The organism is Serratia sp. ME47 (genome assembly GCF_903970925.1).
GTDB classification, from domain to species: domain Bacteria; phylum Pseudomonadota; class Gammaproteobacteria; order Enterobacterales; family Enterobacteriaceae; genus Serratia; species Serratia ureilytica.
In genome coordinates this window covers 91,917-109,087 of the sequence record NZ_CAJCKE010000016.1, presented here as the reverse complement: position 1 = coordinate 109,087, position 17,171 = coordinate 91,917, and the positions used below count along the sequence as shown (strand labels likewise).

The following is a 17,171-nucleotide window of genomic DNA, read 5'->3' as shown; positions in this document are numbered from 1 at the left end:
GCCCTCGTCGTCAAGCCAAACGCTGTTTCGCTGCGGCGATGGCCGCGGCCACCTGCTGCGGCGCGACGCCGCCTTTGGCCGCACGTTTGTCCAGGCAGGATTGCAACGCCAGGATCGGATAGACATCGTCGCCAATCGTCGCGCTGAACTGCTGCAAATCCGCCAGCGGCAGCGCTTCCAGCGGTTTGCCCTGGCGAATGGCTTCTACCACCGCCTCACCGACGATATGGTGCGCTTCGCGGAACGGCACGCCTTTGGCGACCAGGTAGTCCGCCAGCTCGGTGGCATTCGCATAACCCTGCTCCGCCGCTTCCCGGCAGCGCGGGCGCTTCACCTGAATGCCGTCCAGCACCAGCGCCGCCATCTGCAGGCAGTCCATCCAAGTGTCGAGCGCGTCGAACAGCCCTTCTTTGTCTTCCTGCATGTCTTTGTTGTACGCCAGCGGCAGGCCTTTCAGCGTCATCATCATGCCGGTCAGCGCGCCCTGTACGCGGCCGCACTTGCCGCGGATCAGCTCCAGCGCGTCCGGGTTTTTCTTCTGCGGCATCAGCGAAGAGCCGGAGGTCACGCGGTCAGACAGCTCGACAAACGCCGCCTCGCCGCTGTTGAAGAAGATCAGATCTTCGGCGAAGCGCGACAGGTGCACCATGCTGATGGCGGCGTTGGACAGCAGCTCCAGCACGTGATCGCGATCGGATACGCTGTCCAGGCTGTTGCGGGTCGCCGAGGCGAAGCCCAGCCAGCCGGCCAGCTGCTCGCGATCGATAGGATACGCGGTGCCGGCCAGCGCGCCGCTGCCCAGCGGGCTGACGTCCAGCCGTTTCAGGGTATCCTGCAGGCGGCTTTCATCGCGCGCCAGCATCTCGACATAGGCCAGGCACCAGTGCGCGAAAGTCACCGGCTGCGCGCGTTGCAGATGGGTATACCCCGGCATCACCGCATCCTGGTTGGCTTCGGCGGTCTCCACCAGCGCCTGCTGCAGCTGGACGATCGCCTGATGCAGATCGCCGATCTGCTGTTTGCACCACAGCTTCAGATCGGTCGCGACCTGATCGTTGCGGCTGCGGCCGGTGTGCAGCTTCTTGCCCAAATCGCCGACCTTCTCGATCAGCTTCTGCTCCACCCAGCTGTGGATGTCTTCGGCATCGCTTTGGACGATCGCCAAAGGATCGGCTTGGACTTCCGTCAGCAAGGCATTCAGCGCCTGCTCCAGTTGCTGTTGCTCCGTTGCCGTCAACACGTTAACGGTCACCAGCGCCTTCGACCAGGCCACCGAGCCCACGATATCTTGCTCCGCCAGGCGATAATCGAACCGCAGCGAATCGTTGAGTTGCTTGAACCGCTGATCCGCCGCCTGAGTGAACCGTCCGCCCCAAAGTGCCATACCTTTACTCCTGAATTTTTATGCGAAAGGGCGCAGCATGCTGCGCCCTTGCAGAGTCACGCCAATCGGTTATTTATTCTTTTTCTCGTTCAACGCGCGGATGCGTGAAGACAGAGAGAACAGGCGGATAAAGCCGCCCGCGTGGCTGTGATCGTAAACTTCGTCTTCGCCGAAGGTGGCGAACTCTTCGGAGTACAGGCTGTTGGCGGATTTTTTCTGGGTCGCCGTCACCTGGCCTTTGTACAGCTGCAGCACCACTTCACCGTTCACCTCTTCAGCCAATGCTTCGGCAGAGGCCTGCAGCGAGCGGCGCAGCGGCGCGAACCAACGGCCGTCGTACACCACATAGGACATCTCCAGGCCCAGCTGCTCGCGCCATTTGAAGCTATCGCGATCCAGCACCAGTTGCTCGATGGCGCGCAGCGCCGCCACCATGATGGTGCCCCCCGGGGTCTCATAGCAGCCGCGGGATTTGATGCCCACCAGACGGTTTTCCACGATGTCGATACGGCCGACGCCGTGCTTGGCGCCCAGCGCGTTCAGGGTTTCCAGGCACTGGTACGGCGACAGCGCTTTACCGTTAACCGCCACGACGCGGCCTTTCTCGACGGTAACGGTCACCTGCTCAGGCTGGTCCGGCGCTTCCTGCGGATCGACGGTCCATACCCAGCAATCCTTGTTTGGCGCGTTCCACGGGCTTTCCAACACGCCGCCTTCGGTGGAGATGTGCCAGGCGTTCTCATCGCGGCTGTAGATTTTCTCCAGCGATGCGGTGGTCGGGATATTGCGCTCTTTCAGGTAATCCAGCAGCGCTTCACGGGAACGCAGGTTCCACTCGCGCCACGGCGCTACCACTTTCAGCTGCGGCGCCAGCGCGGTGTAGGTGGTTTCGAAACGCACCTGATCGTTGCCTTTGCCGGTCGCGCCGTGGCACAGCGCGTCTGCGCCCACTTTCAACGCCAGCTCGACCTGCGCCTTGGCGATGATCGGCCGCGCCATCGAGGTGCCCAGCAGGTAGCTGCCCTCGTACAGGGCGCCGGTCTGCAGCACCGGATAAACGTAATCGCGGATAAATTCTTCACGCAGATCGACCACGTGACATTCAGAGGCACCGGACTGCAGGGCTTTTTGCTCCACGCCTTCCAGATCGCTGCGCTCCTGGCCGATGTCCGCCACGAACGCCACCACTTCACAGCCGCCGTAGTTCTCTTTCAGCCATGGAATGATGGCCGAGGTATCCAGGCCGCCGGAGTACGCCAGAACGATTTTTTTGATGCCTTGGTTTTGCATGATCTATTCCTTTCTAATTCTAAAATTAAGCGAGGATCCGGGTGCCAATCGACACGCCGTTAAACAAAGCAGGAAGCTGATCGGCATGGCGCCAGCTGGCGATATCCACCGGGCGGCCGAGGGTGCGGGCAGCGTCGAGCGCCGCATTCACCTTCACCACCATACCATCGGTGATGATGCCTTGCGCGATCAGTTGTTCCGCTTTTTGCGCCGTCATTTCCGCAATGCGTTGGCCCTTGCCGTCGAGGATGCCGCTGACGTCCGACAGCAGGATAAGGTCCGCCCCCAGCGTCGCCGCCAGCGCCGTCGCCGCCTGATCGGCGTTCACATTCATTAACTGCCCTTCGGCGGTGATGCCGATGGAGCTGACAACCGGCAGGTAGCCGGCGTCCAGCAGGGTATTGAGCAGCGCGGGCGAACCGGGCTGCGCGTTGCCGACGTGGCCCAATGCCGGATCGAGCGGGGTCACGACCGCGCTGCCGCCGTCCGCCAGGCTCAGGCCGACGGCGTTGATTTGGTGTTTAATCGCCCACGCCAGCAGCGTTTTGTTGGCGGTGCCGGCCAGCGCCCCGGTGATGATGTCGATCTGATCGGCCGGCGTGACCCGCAGGCCGTTCTTTTTCACCACCGGCAAAGCGAGCTGCTTCATCAGTTCGTCCACCACGCAGCCGCCGCCGTGCACGATCACCAGCGGGCGCTGGTGCTGCTGCCGATAGCTGTCCAACGCGGTAAACAGACGCTCCAGCGCTTCTTCACTGTCTAATAACACGCCACCTAACTTGATAATTAACGGGTTCATTGCTGTTTACTCACGCTGGTTTAAAGGAGTGATTGGGTTTCCGGGAAGCCGAAACGGATATTCAGGCATTGCACCGCCTGCGCCGCCGCGCCTTTCAGCAGATTGTCTTCCACCGCCACGGCGATCAGATGCTCGCCCTGCACCGCAAAACCGATGTCGCAGAACGGCAGCCCCACCACCGCTTTCAGCGCCGGCACGCCCTGGTCGTACAGCCGCACCAGCGGCTTGTCGTCATAGGCGGCATGATAGGCGGCCGCGACGTCCTGCGCGGTCACGCCGGCTTTCAGACGGCAGGTGATGGTTTCAAGGATGCCGCGCGGGAAATTGCCCAGGTGCGGCGTAAAGATGACCGGCACGCCCAGGTGCGCGGCGATCTCCGGCTGGTGCCGATGAGTGAAAATACCGTACGGCTGCAGGCTCACTTCGCAGAAGCTGGTGGTCATGCTGGCCTTGCGCCCGGCGCCGCTGACGCCGCTGGTGGCGTTGATCACCGGCCACTGATCCAGATTCAGCAGCTGTTTTTCGATCAACGGTTTCAGCGCCAGCTGCGCCGCCGTCGGGTAACAGCCCGGCACCGCGATCAGCTGCGCCTGTTTAATCTTGTCGCTCTGCCACTCCGCCAGGCCGTACACCGCCTGCTCCAGCAGAGCGCCATGCTGATGCTCGAAACCGTAGTACTGGCTATAAAAACCGGCGTCCTGCACGCGGAAGGCGCCGGACAGATCGAACACCACGCAGCCCGCCGCCAGGAAAGCCGGTGCGATATCGTGGCTGACTTCATGGGCGGTGGCGAGGAACACCACGTCGATGCCCTGCGCCGCCTTGGCGACGTCAGTCAACGGCTGCAGCGGCAGATCGACGATGCCTTTCAACTGGGGATGGAGATCGGAAAGCAACTTTCCTGCATCTGCACTTTGCGCTGAAACCGCTAAAGCGGTTATGTTCATGTGTGGGTGGCGATTCAGGTAAGCCGTGAGCTCCGCTCCGGCGTAACCGCTGGCACCAACGATCAGCGTATTCAACATGTGGCCTTTCACCTTCTAAACTGACGTGCGGTCGCTTGCGACCCAGGTAACAGGGCTAGCCAGCGTTGTTGCGCCGTTCACCCACGGAGCCAGGCGTTGATGCTTTTATAAACATCCGGGCATCGGGTTCCCTTACGCTTCGGCTTACTGTATTTTTATTCAAAATAAATGAATGAATATTGATACTATCCTAACCTAAGGCTGTCAACAGTGAAGATGAAATTACCTCCATTTATTGAGCTGTACCGGGCGTTGATCGCCACTCCGTCAATCAGCGCCACCGATGCCGGCCTCGATCAGAGCAATGAGGCGTTAATCAACTTGCTGGCCGGATGGTTTGCCGACCTGGGCTTTCGCGTCGACGTACAGCCGGTGCCGGAGTCGCGCCACAAATTCAACCTGCTGGCCAGCATCGGCGAAGGCAGCGGCGGCCTGCTGCTGGCCGGCCACACCGATACCGTGCCCTACGACGAAGGCCGCTGGACGCGCGATCCCTTCACCCTGACCGAGCACGACAACAAGCTCTACGGGCTGGGCACCGCCGACATGAAAGGCTTCTTCGCCTTTATTCTGGATGCGGTGCGCGATATCGACGCGAGCAAGCTGACCAAGCCGTTGTACATTTTAGCCACCGCAGATGAAGAAACGACGATGGCCGGCGCGCGTTACTTCGCCGCCTCTACCGCCATTCGTCCGGATTTCGCCATCATCGGCGAGCCGACCTCGCTGCAGCCGGTGCGCGCGCACAAGGGCCACATGGCCAACGCCATTCGCATCGTCGGCCAGTCCGGCCACTCCAGCGATCCGGCGCGCGGCGTCAACGCCATCGATCTGATGCACGAGTCCATCGGCCGCCTGATGGAGCTGCGCAAGACCCTGCAGGAGCGCTACAACAACCCGGCGTTCGCCGTGCCTTATCCCACCATGAACTTCGGCCATATCAGCGGCGGCGACGCGGCCAACCGCATCTGCGCCTGTTGCGAACTGCACCTGGATATCCGCCCGTTGCCCGGCATGACGCTCGACAACATCAACGAACTGATGCATCAGGCGCTGGAGCCGGTAAGCCAACGCTGGCCGGGCCGCCTGACCATCGAAGAGCTGCACGCGTCGGTGCCGGGCTACGAATGCCCGACCGACCACCGCATGGTGGCGGTGATCGAGGAGCTGCTGGGCACCCGCACGCAGGTGGTCAACTACTGCACCGAAGCGCCGTTCGTGCAACAGGTCTGCCCGACGTTGGTGCTCGGCCCCGGTTCCATCGATCAGGCCCACCAGCCGGACGAATACATCGACACCGCGTTTATCGAACCGACGCGCAAACTGTTGGGCCAGCTGGTCAATCACTTTTGCCGGCAATAAACCCGACATTTAGCAGGGGAAATGCTTTATGCTTCCCCTAACTCAAAATAAGTAGAAAGCAGCGAAATAAGCCACGCTGATAACCCACGCGGCGTAATTAAATTTCAGAAAATGCGCCGATTTTGATGTTTTTTTGCTAAAAATAGTGTCAATTGACGATTGGACAGGAACGCGATGGGATCAGGCAGGCGGTCTGCGCCTGACGCGTGAAATTTATTTACAAGATAAAAATCATACATACAGAACTGGGTCAGGGGTTATATGAACGAACAATATTCGGCAATGCGCAGTAATGTCAGTATGCTCGGCAAATTGCTCGGCGATACCATCAAAGAAGCGCTGGGCGAGCATATTCTCGATCGCGTTGAGACCATCCGTAAGCTTTCCAAATCCTCACGCGCCGGCAACGAAGCGCATCGCCAGGAGCTGCTCTCCACCCTGCAGAACCTGTCCAACGACGAGCTGCTGCCGGTGGCGCGCGCCTTCAGCCAGTTCCTCAACCTGACCAACGTCGCCGAGCAGTACCACAGCATTTCGCCCAACGGCGAAGCCGCCAGCAACCCGGAAGCGCTGGCCCAACTGTTCAGCCGTCTCAAAGACAAAAAGCTCAGCGACAAAGAGCTGCAGCACGCGGTGTCGCAACTCTCCATCGAGCTGGTGTTGACGGCGCACCCGACGGAGATCACCCGCCGCACCCTGATCCACAAGCTGGTGGAGGTCAACACCTGCCTCAGCCAGCTCGATCACAACGATCTGGCCGACTACGAGCGCAACAAGATCATGCGCCGCCTGCGTCAGCTGGTAGCCCAGTCGTGGCACACCGATGAAATTCGCAAACACCGCCCTTCCCCGATCGACGAAGCCAAATGGGGTTTTGCCGTCGTGGAAAACAGCCTGTGGGAAGGCGTGCCGGCGTTCCTGCGCGAATTCAACGAACAGCTGGAAAACTCCATCGATTACAGCCTGCCGGTAGAAGCGGTGCCGGTGCGCTTCACCTCCTGGATGGGCGGCGACCGCGACGGCAACCCGAACGTCACCGCCGAAATTACCCGCCATGTGCTGCTGCTCAGCCGCTGGAAAGCCTGCGACCTGTTTACCCGCGACATCCAGGTGCTGGTCTCCGAGCTGTCGATGACCGAGTGCACCCCGGAGCTGCGCGCCCGCGCCGGCGGCGATGAGGTGCAGGAGCCTTACCGCGAAATCATGAAGCAGCTGCGCAGCCAGCTGATGAGTTCCCAGGCTTATCTTGAAGGTCGCCTGAAGGGCGAGCGCGTGCTGAAACCGCACGACCTGCTGGTGAACAACGAGCAGCTGTGGGAGCCGCTGTATGCCTGCTACCAGTCGCTGCAGGCCTGCGGCATGGGCATCATCGCCAATGGTCAACTGCTGGATACCCTGCGCCGCGTGCGCTGCTTCGGCGTGCCGCTGGTGCGCATCGACGTGCGTCAGGAGAGCACCCGCCATACCGAAGCCATCGCCGAGCTGACCCGCTATCTGGGGCTGGGCGACTATGAAAGCTGGTCGGAAGCCGATAAGCAGGCGTTCCTGATCCGCGAACTGAACTCCAAACGCCCGCTGGTGCCGCTGAAATGGCAACCGAGCGCCGACACGCAGGAAGTGCTGGAAACCTGCCGGGTGATTGCCGAAGCGCCGCAGGGCTCGATCGCCGCCTATGTGATTTCGATGGCGCGCACGCCTTCCGACGTGCTGGCGGTGCACCTGCTGCTGAAAGAGGCCGGCTGCCCGTTCGCGCTGCCGGTCGCCCCGCTGTTCGAAACCCTCGACGACCTGAACAACGCCGACGACGTAATGACCCAGTTGCTGAACATCGACTGGTATCGCGGCTTCATCCAGGGCAAACAGATGGTGATGATCGGCTATTCCGACTCGGCGAAAGACGCTGGCGTGATGGCCGCTTCCTGGGCACAGTACCGCGCGCAGGACGCGCTGATCAAAACCTGTGAAAAGGCCGGCGTGGCGCTGACGCTGTTCCACGGCCGCGGCGGTTCCATCGGCCGCGGCGGCGCTCCGGCGCATGCGGCGCTGCTGTCGCAGCCGCCGGGCAGCCTGAAGGGCGGCCTGCGCGTCACCGAACAGGGCGAGATGATCCGCTTCAAGTTCGGCCTGCCGGAAGTCACCATCAGCAGCCTGGCGCTGTATGCCGGCGCGATCCTCGAGGCCAACCTGCTGCCGCCGCCGGAACCGAAGAAAGAATGGCGGGCGCTGATGGACGACCTGTCCGAGACCTCCTGCCGAATGTATCGCGGCTACGTGCGTGAAAACCCGGACTTCGTGCCTTACTTCCGCGCGGCCACGCCGGAGCTGGAGCTGGGCAAACTGCCGCTGGGCTCACGCCCGGCCAAGCGCAAGCCGAACGGCGGCGTAGAGAGCCTGCGCGCCATTCCGTGGATCTTCGCCTGGACGCAGAACCGCCTGATGCTGCCGGCCTGGCTCGGCGCCGGCGCCGGATTGCAGGAAGCGGTGAAAGCCGGCAAACAGGCGGAGCTGGAGGCGATGTGTCGCGATTGGCCGTTCTTCTCCACCCGCATCGCCATGCTGGAAATGGTGTTCGCCAAAGCCGACCTGTGGCTGGCGGAATACTACGATCAGCGCCTGGTGGATAAATCGCTGTGGCCGCTGGGCCAACAGCTGCGCGATCAGCTGGAAAGCGACATCAAGGTGGTGCTGACCATCGCCAACGATGCGCACCTGATGGAAGACCTGCCGTGGATCGCCGAATCCATCGCGCTGCGCAACGTCTATACCGACCCGTTGAACGTCTTGCAGGCCGAATTGCTGCACCGTTCGCGTCAGCAGGAGCAGCCGGACGCCCGCGTGGAGCAGGCGCTGATGGTTACCATCGCCGGCGTCGCCGCCGGGATGCGCAACACCGGCTAGTGAGCCTCATCGCGGCCCCGTTTACCGGGGCCGTTTTTTTATGTCCCCCCCACAAAAAAGGGCGCCGCGGTAAAGCGGCGCCCTTGTCAATGGAGCAAGCCCGTCAGGCGGCGGCCACCGGTCGCACACCCAGCGTGTGGCAGATGGCGTAGCTCATCTCGGCGCGGTTCAGGGTATAGAAGTGGAAATCTTTCACCCCTTCGCGGCTCAGGATCTTCACCATGTCCATGGCGATGTTGGCACCGACCATTTTGCGGGTCTCCGCATCGTCGTCCAGCCCTTCGAACATGCTGGTCATCCAGCTTGGCACCCGCACGTTGGTCATGGTGGCGAAGCGCTGCAGCTGCTTGAAGTTGGACACCGGCAGAATGCCCGGCACGATTTCCACGTCGATACCGGCGGCGACGCAGCGGTCGCGAAAGCGCAGGTAGCTCTCAACGTCGAAGAAGAACTGGGTAATCGCGCGACTGGCGCCGGCATCGATCTTGCGTTTCAGGTTAATCAAATCGGCCTGGGCGCTCTTCGCCTCCGGGTGCACTTCCGGGTAAGCGGCGACGGAAATGTCGAAGTCACCCACGTCTTTCAGCAGCGCCACCAGATCGGTCGCGTACATTTCCGGCTTGCCGCCGCCCGGCGGCAGATCGCCGCGCAGCGCCACGATATGGCGGATGCCGCTGTTCCAGTAATCGGTCGCGATGTCGCGCAGCTGCGCCGGGCTGGCATCGATGCAGGTCAGGTGCGGCGCCGCCTCCAGGCCGGTGCGTTCCTTGATCCCTTTGATGATGCTGTGGGTGCGATCGCGCTCGCCGGAGTTGGCGCCGTAGGTGACGGAAACGAATTTAGGTTTGAGAATGCTCAGACGATCGATCGACTGCCACAGGGTCTCTTCCATCTCGCTGGTGCGTGGCGGGAAGAACTCGAATGATACGTTAATCTGGCCGTTCAACTCCGCCAGACTCTGATTCAGCGCTTCCCGCTGGTTTGCGTGGAAAAAACTCATACCCTGCTCACCTCTTATCGATCACTGTTTTTATTTCATCTTGATGAGCGTCTATACGTTTAGACGTCTAGATAGAAAATGCCGCATGTTGGCTAAAGAGTCAACAGGAAAATGAGGGGAATAAGATGATTAATCCTCACCCGCTCAACGAGGGAATTTCATGATCGCGACAAAGATAAGTATGGCAGGAAAAGCCAAGGGGCGCGGTGAGCCCGCGCCCGCAGAGGATTAAAGCAGCTGCGCCAATCGGTTAAGGTCTGACTGGATCGCGCCGGCGGTCACATCGCGGCCGGCGCCCGGCCCGCGGATCACCAGCGGATTATCGCGATACCAGCGGCTTTCGATGGCGAACACGTTGTCGCACGTCAGCAGCGAGGCCAGAGGATGCTCAGGGCGCACCGCCTCTACGCCGACCCGCGCCTTGCCGTTGGCGTCGAAACGCGCCACGTGGCGCAGCACCAGGCCCATTTCGCTGGCGGCCTCAAAGCGCTGTTGCATCTGCTGATTCAGCGCCTCACCGTTCTCGAAGAACTGATCGACGGAGCCTAGCTCGCACCCCGCCGGCACCAGCGACTCGACCCGCACCTGGTTCGGTTCGATGTCGTAGCCCGCCTCGCGCGCCAGGATCACCAGCTTGCGCATCACGTCCTGGCCGGAGAGATCGACCCGCGGATCCGGTTCGGTCAGCCCCTGCTGCCAGGCCTGATCCACCAGCTCGGTGAACGGCACCGTGCCGTCATACTGCAGGAACAGCCAGGAGAGCGTGCCGGAGAAGATGCCGCTGATCGCCAGAATGCTGTCGCCGCTGTCGCGCAGATCGCGCACCGTGTGGTTGACCGGCAGGCCGGCGCCGACGGTGGCGTTATACAGCCAGTGGCGGCCGGTTTTGGCGAAGGCGTCGCGTATTTGGCGATAGCTGTCGCTGCACGAGGCCCCCGCCAACTTGTTGGCGCTGATCACGTGGAAACCGTAGCTGGCGAAATCCAGATACTGCCCGGCCAGCTCTTCGCTGGCGGTCACGTCGAGCACCACCAGATCGTCGAACGGGTGCGCGCGCATCCACAGGAACAGCGATTCTTCATCCAGCTCCTGCGCTTCGTCCTCAAAGAATGCCAGCGCGCGGCTTGCATCCAGCCCGTCATAGTTCAGCAGGCTGCGGCGGCTGTCCACCACCCCCGCCAGGATAAATTCGAAGCCGCTGCGCGCGGAGATATTGGTCTGCTCACGGGCGAACAGCTCCAGCCAGCGCGACCCGATATTGCCCTTGCCGAACAGCACCAGACCGATGCGCTTCTCGGCGCGGAACAGGCTTTGGTGCAGCCCCTGGATCAGCAGCGCGGTCGGCCCCTGGCGCAATACCGCCACCAGGCTGATGCCATCTTCCGCCTGCCAGATAAACTCGACCGGCTGATCTTTCAGCTGCTGATAGAAACGGTGGCTGTGCAGCGGGTTCTTGCACACCCCGGCGCCGACCATCGCCACCAGCGCCAACCCTTCGCGCAGGCGCAGCTCGCCTGGCAGCACCGCGGCCTGCAGCGTCGCCAGCGCGCTGTTGACCACCTCGGAGGTGTAGCACAGCTGCACCAGGTTGCGGTCTGGGTGGATGCCCACCGCCAGCGGTTTGATCTGCGCGCGCTTGAGCACCAGATCCAACTCTTTCTGCGCCAGTTTGAAGTCATGCTGAGCGGCAACGTGCAGTTCAATCAGGCACACATCGTCGTGGCTGGTGACAATCTTGGCGCCGGTGCCGGAAGCCAATACGCGCTCAATGCGCGTCGAGCCCTGCTCCGGCTGATAGCTGCAGCGCAGCTGAAGATCGATATCGCTACCGGAGACCGGCTGCAGGGTACGGGTATGCAACACCGGCGCAGCCAGACGCGCCAGCTCGCTGGCTTCGTCCAGACGCAGCAGCGGCAGCAGGCAGGCGTCTTTCACCTTGCGCGGATCGGCGCTGTAAACCCCGGCCACGTCGCTCCAGATGGTGACGCGCGCAGCGCCGGCCAGCGCGCCGACCTGAGTGGCGGAGTAGTCGCTGCCGTTACGCCCCAACAGCACGGTTTCCCCGGCGTCGTTGCGCGAAATGAACCCGGTCACCACCAGGCGTTTACCCGGGTGTTGGGCCATCAATTGTTGCAACAGCGGGTAAGAACGGCCTTCATCCACCTGCGGCTGCGCGGCGCGCTCGGCGCGCAGGAAGTCACGCGCATCCAGCCAGGCCGCCTGCATGTCCAGGTGGTTGAGCACCGCCGCCATCAGGCGCGCCGACCAAATCTCGCCGTGCCCGACCACTTCGGCGTAGCACACCTCGTCGACATTGCCGTCCAGCAGCGCCGCCAGGCGTTCCAGATCCTGAATGAACTCGGCGATCAGCGGCTCGGCGCTTTCCGGCGGCAACAGGCCGCTGATAAGATCGCTGTGATAACGACGCAACGTCTGCTGCACCTGGTGCGCAGACAGGCGATCGCTCTGGCTGAGCTTCAGCCAGTTGATCAACTGGTTGGTGGTACTGCCGGCGGCCGATACCACCATCATGTCGCCCGGCTGGCTGTATTCCGCCATAATCCCGGCCACACGCAGATAACACTTCACATCCGCCAGACTGCTGCCGCCAAACTTGTGCAGTTGACGCCCGCTCACCGGCCCTGCTACAGCAATTGCATTCATGCTTACCTCGTTGCCGCCGCCTGGAAAGCGCGTTCCAGATCGGCAATCAAATCTTCACTGTCTTCAATACCCACGGAAATGCGCAGCAGGCTCTCGGAGATGCCGGCCGCTGCCCGCGCCTCCGCCGCCATGCCGGCGTGAGTCATGGTCGCTGCATGCGAGATCAGGCTTTCTACGCCGCCCAACGATTCTGCCAGAGTAAACAGCTCAAGGGCAGAGAGAAAACGGCGCAGCACCGCTTCATCGCCGTCCAGTTCAAAACTCAGCATCGCGCCGAAACCGCGCTGCTGACGACGGGCGATCTCATGCCCCGGATTCTCCGGCAGGGAGGGATGATACAGCTTTTTCACCAGCGGTTGCTGCTGTAAATAGTCAACAATCGCTTCAGCGTTTTGTTGCGCCGCCTTGATGCGTGGCGACAACGTGCGCATGCCGCGCAGCAACAAATAGCTGTCGAACGCGCCGCCGGTCACGCCGATGTTGTTCGCCCACCAGGCCAGCTCGACCGCCAGCTCAGGATCTTTGGCGATCACCGCGCCGGCCACCACGTCCGAATGCCCGTTCAGGTATTTGGTGCAAGAATGGACCACCAGATCGGCACCGAGTTCGATCGGCTGTTGCAGGGCCGGGCTGAGGAACGTGTTGTCCACCACCGTCAACGCGCCCGCCGCGTGCGCGGCAGCGCAGATCGCCGCGATGTCCACCACCCGCAGCAGCGGATTGCTGGGGCTTTCTATCAACACCAGCTTCGGCTTTTGCGCCAGCGCCTGTTGCAGGGCGGCCTCATTGCCTTGATCGACGAACAGCACGCGATAAGCGCCGCGCTTGCTCAGGCTGTCGAATAACCGATAGCTGCCGCCGTAACAGTCGTGCGGTGCCACCAGCAGATCGCCGGGCTTCAGCAGTACGGTGGTCACCAGATGGATCGCCGACATCCCGCTGCCGGTCATCACCGCGCCGGCGCCGCCTTCCAGCTCCGCCAACGCGCGCTGCACCACGTCGCGCGTCGGGTTGCCGCGGCGCGAGTAGTCATGAGCTCGGGGTTGATTGAAGTCGGTAAAGTTATAGGTGCTGGACAGATGAATCGGCGGGACAACGCAGCCGTACTGTTCGTCGTCGTTCAGGCCGCTGCGTACGGCAATCGTGGCTGGTTTACGCGTCATGGGCTCGCTCGGCTCTCGGTTCGGTGAATGAGGCCTAAAGAGTAATCGCAGGATTGATAGACGTCAATACATCTGGACATCTAAACTTCTTTGCGTATAGATTGAGCAATGACACAATACCCGCTAAAATTATGCCGATATGACATGACGATAAGATGTTAAGCGGCAATGCCTAGCCGAAGCGGGGCATTCAGTGACCCTGGTCGCGTAAAATTGACATTTATTTAGTGAGAACAGTGAAGATCGGGCATAATTGGCCGGTTTTTAGAATTTTGTAATTTTTCTGACAAAGTTAAGGTGTCCCATGGCTGAGTGGAACGGCGAGTATGTCAGCCCTTACGCTGAACACGGTAAAAAAAGCGAGCAAGTCAAAAAGATCACGGTATCCATTCCGCTGAAGGTCCTGAAAATCCTCACCGACGAACGGACCCGTCGCCAGGTGAACAACCTGCGCCACGCCACCAACAGCGAACTTCTGTGCGAAGCGTTTCTGCATGCCTTTACCGGCCAGCCGCTGCCGAACGATGAAGACCTGCGTAAAGAGCGCAGCGATGAAATCCCGGAAGCCGCAAAAGCGTTGATGCGCGAACTGGGTGTCGATCCCGATACCTGGGAATATTGAGAACCGCCCGGCGAACGCCGGCGGCAGAAAAGAAAAAAGGCGCCCAGGGCGCCTTTTTCATCGGTCGATAAGAAATCTTATTTCTTAGCGCCTGGTACGCTGAAACGCTTGTTGAAGCGGTCAACGCGGCCACCGGTAGCAACATCACGCTGCTTGCCAGTGTAGAACGGGTGGCATGCGCCACAAACGTCCAGGTTCAGATCGTGGCCCACGGTGGAGCGGATCTTCATCACGTTACCGCAAGAGCAGTTAGCAGTAACTTCTTCGTATTTTGGGTGGATACCTTGTTTCATGGGAAACCTCAGTTAAGGCCGTGTCGCTATCCAGCCCTGTTTCGCCAGACACCACACGTGGTTGATAATAGAATTTTGGTATCGAATTATACCAAAGGCGGCAAATTATACAGCATTAGTCGGGGCGCGCAATCGGAACCGTACATTTGCCGATGCGCCGTGTAAACTGATGCCCACTTTTTTTCAATTTGGATGAGATCATGCCCGTCGTACACGTTGCTTTGCCGGTCCCCCTCGCCCGCACCTTCGACTATCTGCTGCCGCCCGGCATGCAGCCGGTGGCCGGCGCGCGCGTGGGCGTGCCCTGGGGCAGGCAGCATGCAATCGGCATCGTCACCGGCTGCAGCGACACCAGCGAACTGCCGTTGGACAAGCTCAAACCGATCGACAGCGTGATCGACACGGAATCGCTGTTCTCCCCCAGCCTGTGGCGCATCCTGCGCTGGGCCAGCGATTACTACCACTATCCCATCGGCGAAGTGCTGTTCCACGCGCTGCCGATCCTGCTGCGCCAAGGCAAACCGGCCGAGGCCGCGCCGCTGTGGCAGTGGTTCGCCACCGAAGAGGGGCGCGCCACGCCGCCCGAAAGCCTGAAACGCGCGCCGAAACAGCAGCAGGCGCTGGCGGCGCTGTTGCAACGCCCGGTCTATCGCCATCAAGTCAGCCAGCTTGAGCTGACGGAAAGCGCCCTGCAGGCGCTGCGCGCCAAAGGGCTGATCGATCTGCGCGCTCAGGTCGCGGCCACGCAGGACTGGCGCCCCAACTTTGCGGTGCTCGGCGAGCGGCTGCGGCTGAATACCGAACAGGCCACCGCCGTCGGGGCGATCCGAAGCGAAGATGAGCAGTTTGCCGCCTGGCTGCTGGCCGGGGTCACCGGCTCCGGCAAGACCGAGGTGTATCTCAGCGTGCTGGAGAACGTGTTGGCCAAAGGCCGGCAGGCGCTGGTGCTGGTACCGGAAATCGGCCTGACGCCTCAAACCATCGCCCGCTTTCGCGAGCGCTTCAACGCGCCGGTGGACGTGCTGCACTCCGGGCTGAACGACAGCGAACGGCTGGCGGTTTGGCTGCGCGCGCGCAGCGGCGAAGCCGCGATCGTCATCGGCACCCGCTCGGCGCTGTTCACACCGTTCCGGCAACTGGGCGTTATCATCATCGACGAAGAGCACGACAGCTCTTATAAACAGCAGGAAGGCTGGCGCTACCACGCCCGCGATCTGGCGGTGTTCCGCGCCCGGGAAGAAGATATCCCGATGGTGATGGGCTCCGCCACGCCGGCACTGGAAACGCTGCACAACGTGCAACTGGGCAAATATCGCCAGTTGAAGCTCACCCAACGGGCAGGCAACGCCAAACCGGCGGCGCAGCATCTGATCGATCTGAAAGGGTTGCCGCTGAAGGTCGGCCTGTCGCAGCCGCTTTTGAAAAGCATGCAGCACCATTTAAAAGCCGGCAATCAGGTGATGCTGTTCCTCAACCGCCGCGGTTACGCCCCGGCGCTGCTGTGCCACGAGTGCGGCTGGATCGCCGAGTGCCAGCGCTGCGATCACTATTACACCTTCCACCAGCATCAGCGCCAGCTGCGCTGTCACCACTGCGACAGCCAGCGACCGGTGCCGCACCAATGCCCGCAGTGCGGCTCCACCCACCTGGTATCGGTCGGCGTCGGCACCGAACAGCTGGAACATGAGCTGGCGCCGCTGTTCCCCGACACGCCGATCACCCGCATCGATCGCGACACCACCAGCCGCAAAGGGTCGCTGGAGCAGCACCTGGCGGATATTCATCGCGGCGAAGCGCGCATTCTGATCGGCACGCAAATGCTGGCCAAGGGCCACCATTTTCCCGACGTCACGCTGGTGGCGTTGCTGGACGTGGACGGCGCGCTGTTCTCCGCTGACTTCCGCTCCGCCGAGCGTTTTGCTCAGCTCTATACCCAGGTCTCCGGGCGCGCGGGGCGAGCGGGCAAACAGGGTGAAGTGCTGCTGCAAACCCACCACCCGGAGCACCCGTTATTGCAGGTGCTGCTGCAACAAGGTTACGACGCCTTCGCCAAACAGACGCTGGCGGAGCGCAACAGCGTGTTTCTGCCGCCCTACACCAGCCACATCATCGTGCGCGCCGAAGATCACGATAACCAACAGGCCCCGCTGTTCCTGCAGCAGCTGCGCAATCTGTTGGAAGCCAGTCCGCTTAAGGACGATTCGCTGTGGGTGATGGGCCCGGTGCCGGCGCTGCAGTCCAAACGCGGCGGCCGTTTCCGCTGGCAGCTGCTGCTGCAGCATCCGACACGGCGCGTCCTGCAACAGCTGATGAAAAGCTCGCTGCCGCTGATCGGCACCCTGCCGCAAACGCGCAAGGTGAAATGGACGCTGGATGTCGATCCGATCGACAGCTGATCCCGGAAAAGTCCGATTTAGCTGCCGTCATGCAAACGTTTACCCTTTAAATTGCGAGCGAACGCTAAAAAACCTTCTCAGGTCACATTTTTTATGCAAATTAGGTAACAAAGGCGGGGCGTATTCTGTTTAGAATGTCTGCGAGGGCAAATTTTGTCGCCACATCGCAGCGCGACGGAGTGCTCGAACGCGAGTGGCGCTCAATGACAACAATCCCGCCACCGCATGCCGGACATTGTGAGCAAACAGCAGTAGTGGCGTCGGCATGGGGCTGA

The 17,171-nt window shown here is 61.5% G+C and carries 12 protein-coding genes; 4 read left to right on the top strand and 8 right to left on the bottom strand.

Translation table 11 applies throughout. The features are described 5' to 3' along the window. Positions 1-10 precede the first annotated feature (10 nt). The 4 genes from argH to argC form a co-directional block, all read right to left on the bottom strand. Positions 11-1,384: an argininosuccinate lyase gene (gene argH / locus H7A77_RS16565; protein WP_004931059.1), complete on the bottom strand. Its 1,374-nt coding sequence runs from the start codon at positions 1,382-1,384 to the stop codon at positions 11-13. Between the two features lie 69 nt (positions 1,385-1,453). Beyond that, the gene (locus tag H7A77_RS16560) at positions 1,454-2,674 is read right to left on the bottom strand and encodes an argininosuccinate synthase (RefSeq protein WP_004931061.1); all 1,221 of its coding nucleotides are present in this window, start codon (positions 2,672-2,674) and stop codon (positions 1,454-1,456) included. Positions 2,675-2,699: 25 nt separating this feature from the next. Further along, the gene (gene argB / locus H7A77_RS16555) at positions 2,700-3,473 is read right to left on the bottom strand and encodes an acetylglutamate kinase (RefSeq protein WP_182074422.1); all 774 of its coding nucleotides are present in this window, start codon (positions 3,471-3,473) and stop codon (positions 2,700-2,702) included. 20 nt (positions 3,474-3,493) lie between these two features. Continuing rightward, a complete protein-coding gene (argC, locus tag H7A77_RS16550; RefSeq protein ID WP_025304655.1) occupies positions 3,494-4,498 on the bottom strand; it encodes an N-acetyl-gamma-glutamyl-phosphate reductase in 1,005 nt (334 codons plus the stop codon). Between the two features lie 216 nt (positions 4,499-4,714). Between argC and argE the strand changes: the two genes are divergently transcribed. After that, positions 4,715-5,860, top strand: coding sequence for an acetylornithine deacetylase (gene argE / locus H7A77_RS16545; RefSeq protein WP_015379410.1), 1,146 nt, complete (start codon positions 4,715-4,717; stop codon positions 5,858-5,860). 261 nt (positions 5,861-6,121) lie between these two features. Then, positions 6,122-8,758, top strand: coding sequence for a phosphoenolpyruvate carboxylase (ppc, locus tag H7A77_RS16540; RefSeq protein ID WP_004931070.1), 2,637 nt, complete (start codon positions 6,122-6,124; stop codon positions 8,756-8,758). Between the two features lie 103 nt (positions 8,759-8,861). On the opposite strand, the gene metF is transcribed toward ppc, so the two are convergent. The 3 genes from metF to metB form a co-directional block, all read right to left on the bottom strand. Continuing rightward, positions 8,862-9,758, bottom strand: coding sequence for a methylenetetrahydrofolate reductase (gene metF, locus H7A77_RS16535; protein ID WP_033645217.1), 897 nt, complete (start codon positions 9,756-9,758; stop codon positions 8,862-8,864). Positions 9,759-9,986: 228 nt separating this feature from the next. Beyond that, on the bottom strand, positions 9,987-12,422 hold the full coding sequence (locus H7A77_RS16530) for a bifunctional aspartate kinase/homoserine dehydrogenase II (protein WP_182074421.1): 2,436 nt from the start codon (positions 12,420-12,422) through the stop codon (positions 9,987-9,989). Positions 12,423-12,424: 2 nt separating this feature from the next. After that, on the bottom strand, positions 12,425-13,585 hold the full coding sequence (gene metB / locus H7A77_RS16525) for a cystathionine gamma-synthase (RefSeq protein ID WP_033645215.1): 1,161 nt from the start codon (positions 13,583-13,585) through the stop codon (positions 12,425-12,427). Between the two features lie 304 nt (positions 13,586-13,889). Between metB and metJ the strand changes: the two genes are divergently transcribed. Further along, complete coding sequence (gene metJ, locus H7A77_RS16520; protein WP_004931076.1) at positions 13,890-14,207, top strand: met regulon transcriptional regulator MetJ; 318 nt, start codon at positions 13,890-13,892, stop codon at positions 14,205-14,207. Between the two features lie 77 nt (positions 14,208-14,284). Here the strand turns inward: metJ and rpmE are convergent, their stop codons facing one another. Beyond that, positions 14,285-14,500 carry a 50S ribosomal protein L31 gene (gene rpmE, locus H7A77_RS16515; protein ID WP_004931078.1) on the bottom strand — a complete coding sequence of 72 codons (216 nt, stop codon included), beginning with the start codon at positions 14,498-14,500 and terminating at the stop codon, positions 14,285-14,287. A gap of 200 nt (positions 14,501-14,700) precedes the next feature. Between rpmE and priA the strand changes: the two genes are divergently transcribed. Beyond that, complete coding sequence (gene priA, locus H7A77_RS16510) at positions 14,701-16,896, top strand: primosomal protein N' (RefSeq protein WP_046687963.1); 2,196 nt, start codon at positions 14,701-14,703, stop codon at positions 16,894-16,896. The last annotated feature ends 275 nt before the right edge of the window (positions 16,897-17,171 follow it).

What these genes read in the sequence shown, in the direction of transcription:
- argE (WP_015379410.1), top strand. Translation starts at nt 4,715, where the DNA reads ATGAAATTACCTCCATTTATTGAGCTGTACCGGGCGTTGATCGCCACT.
- argH (WP_004931059.1), bottom strand. Translation starts at nt 1,384, where the DNA reads ATGGCACTTTGGGGCGGACGGTTCACTCAGGCGGCGGATCAGCGGTTC.
- ppc (WP_004931070.1), top strand. Translation starts at nt 6,122, where the DNA reads ATGAACGAACAATATTCGGCAATGCGCAGTAATGTCAGTATGCTCGGC.
- metJ (WP_004931076.1), top strand. Translation starts at nt 13,890, where the DNA reads ATGGCTGAGTGGAACGGCGAGTATGTCAGCCCTTACGCTGAACACGGT.
- priA (WP_046687963.1), top strand. Translation starts at nt 14,701, where the DNA reads ATGCCCGTCGTACACGTTGCTTTGCCGGTCCCCCTCGCCCGCACCTTC.
- metF (WP_033645217.1), bottom strand. Translation starts at nt 9,758, where the DNA reads ATGAGTTTTTTCCACGCAAACCAGCGGGAAGCGCTGAATCAGAGTCTG.
- argB (WP_182074422.1), bottom strand. Translation starts at nt 3,473, where the DNA reads ATGAACCCGTTAATTATCAAGTTAGGTGGCGTGTTATTAGACAGTGAA.
- rpmE (WP_004931078.1), bottom strand. Translation starts at nt 14,500, where the DNA reads ATGAAACAAGGTATCCACCCAAAATACGAAGAAGTTACTGCTAACTGC.
- metB (WP_033645215.1), bottom strand. Translation starts at nt 13,585, where the DNA reads ATGACGCGTAAACCAGCCACGATTGCCGTACGCAGCGGCCTGAACGAC.
- H7A77_RS16530 (WP_182074421.1), bottom strand. Translation starts at nt 12,422, where the DNA reads ATGAATGCAATTGCTGTAGCAGGGCCGGTGAGCGGGCGTCAACTGCAC.
- H7A77_RS16560 (WP_004931061.1), bottom strand. Translation starts at nt 2,674, where the DNA reads ATGCAAAACCAAGGCATCAAAAAAATCGTTCTGGCGTACTCCGGCGGC.
- argC (WP_025304655.1), bottom strand. Translation starts at nt 4,498, where the DNA reads ATGTTGAATACGCTGATCGTTGGTGCCAGCGGTTACGCCGGAGCGGAG.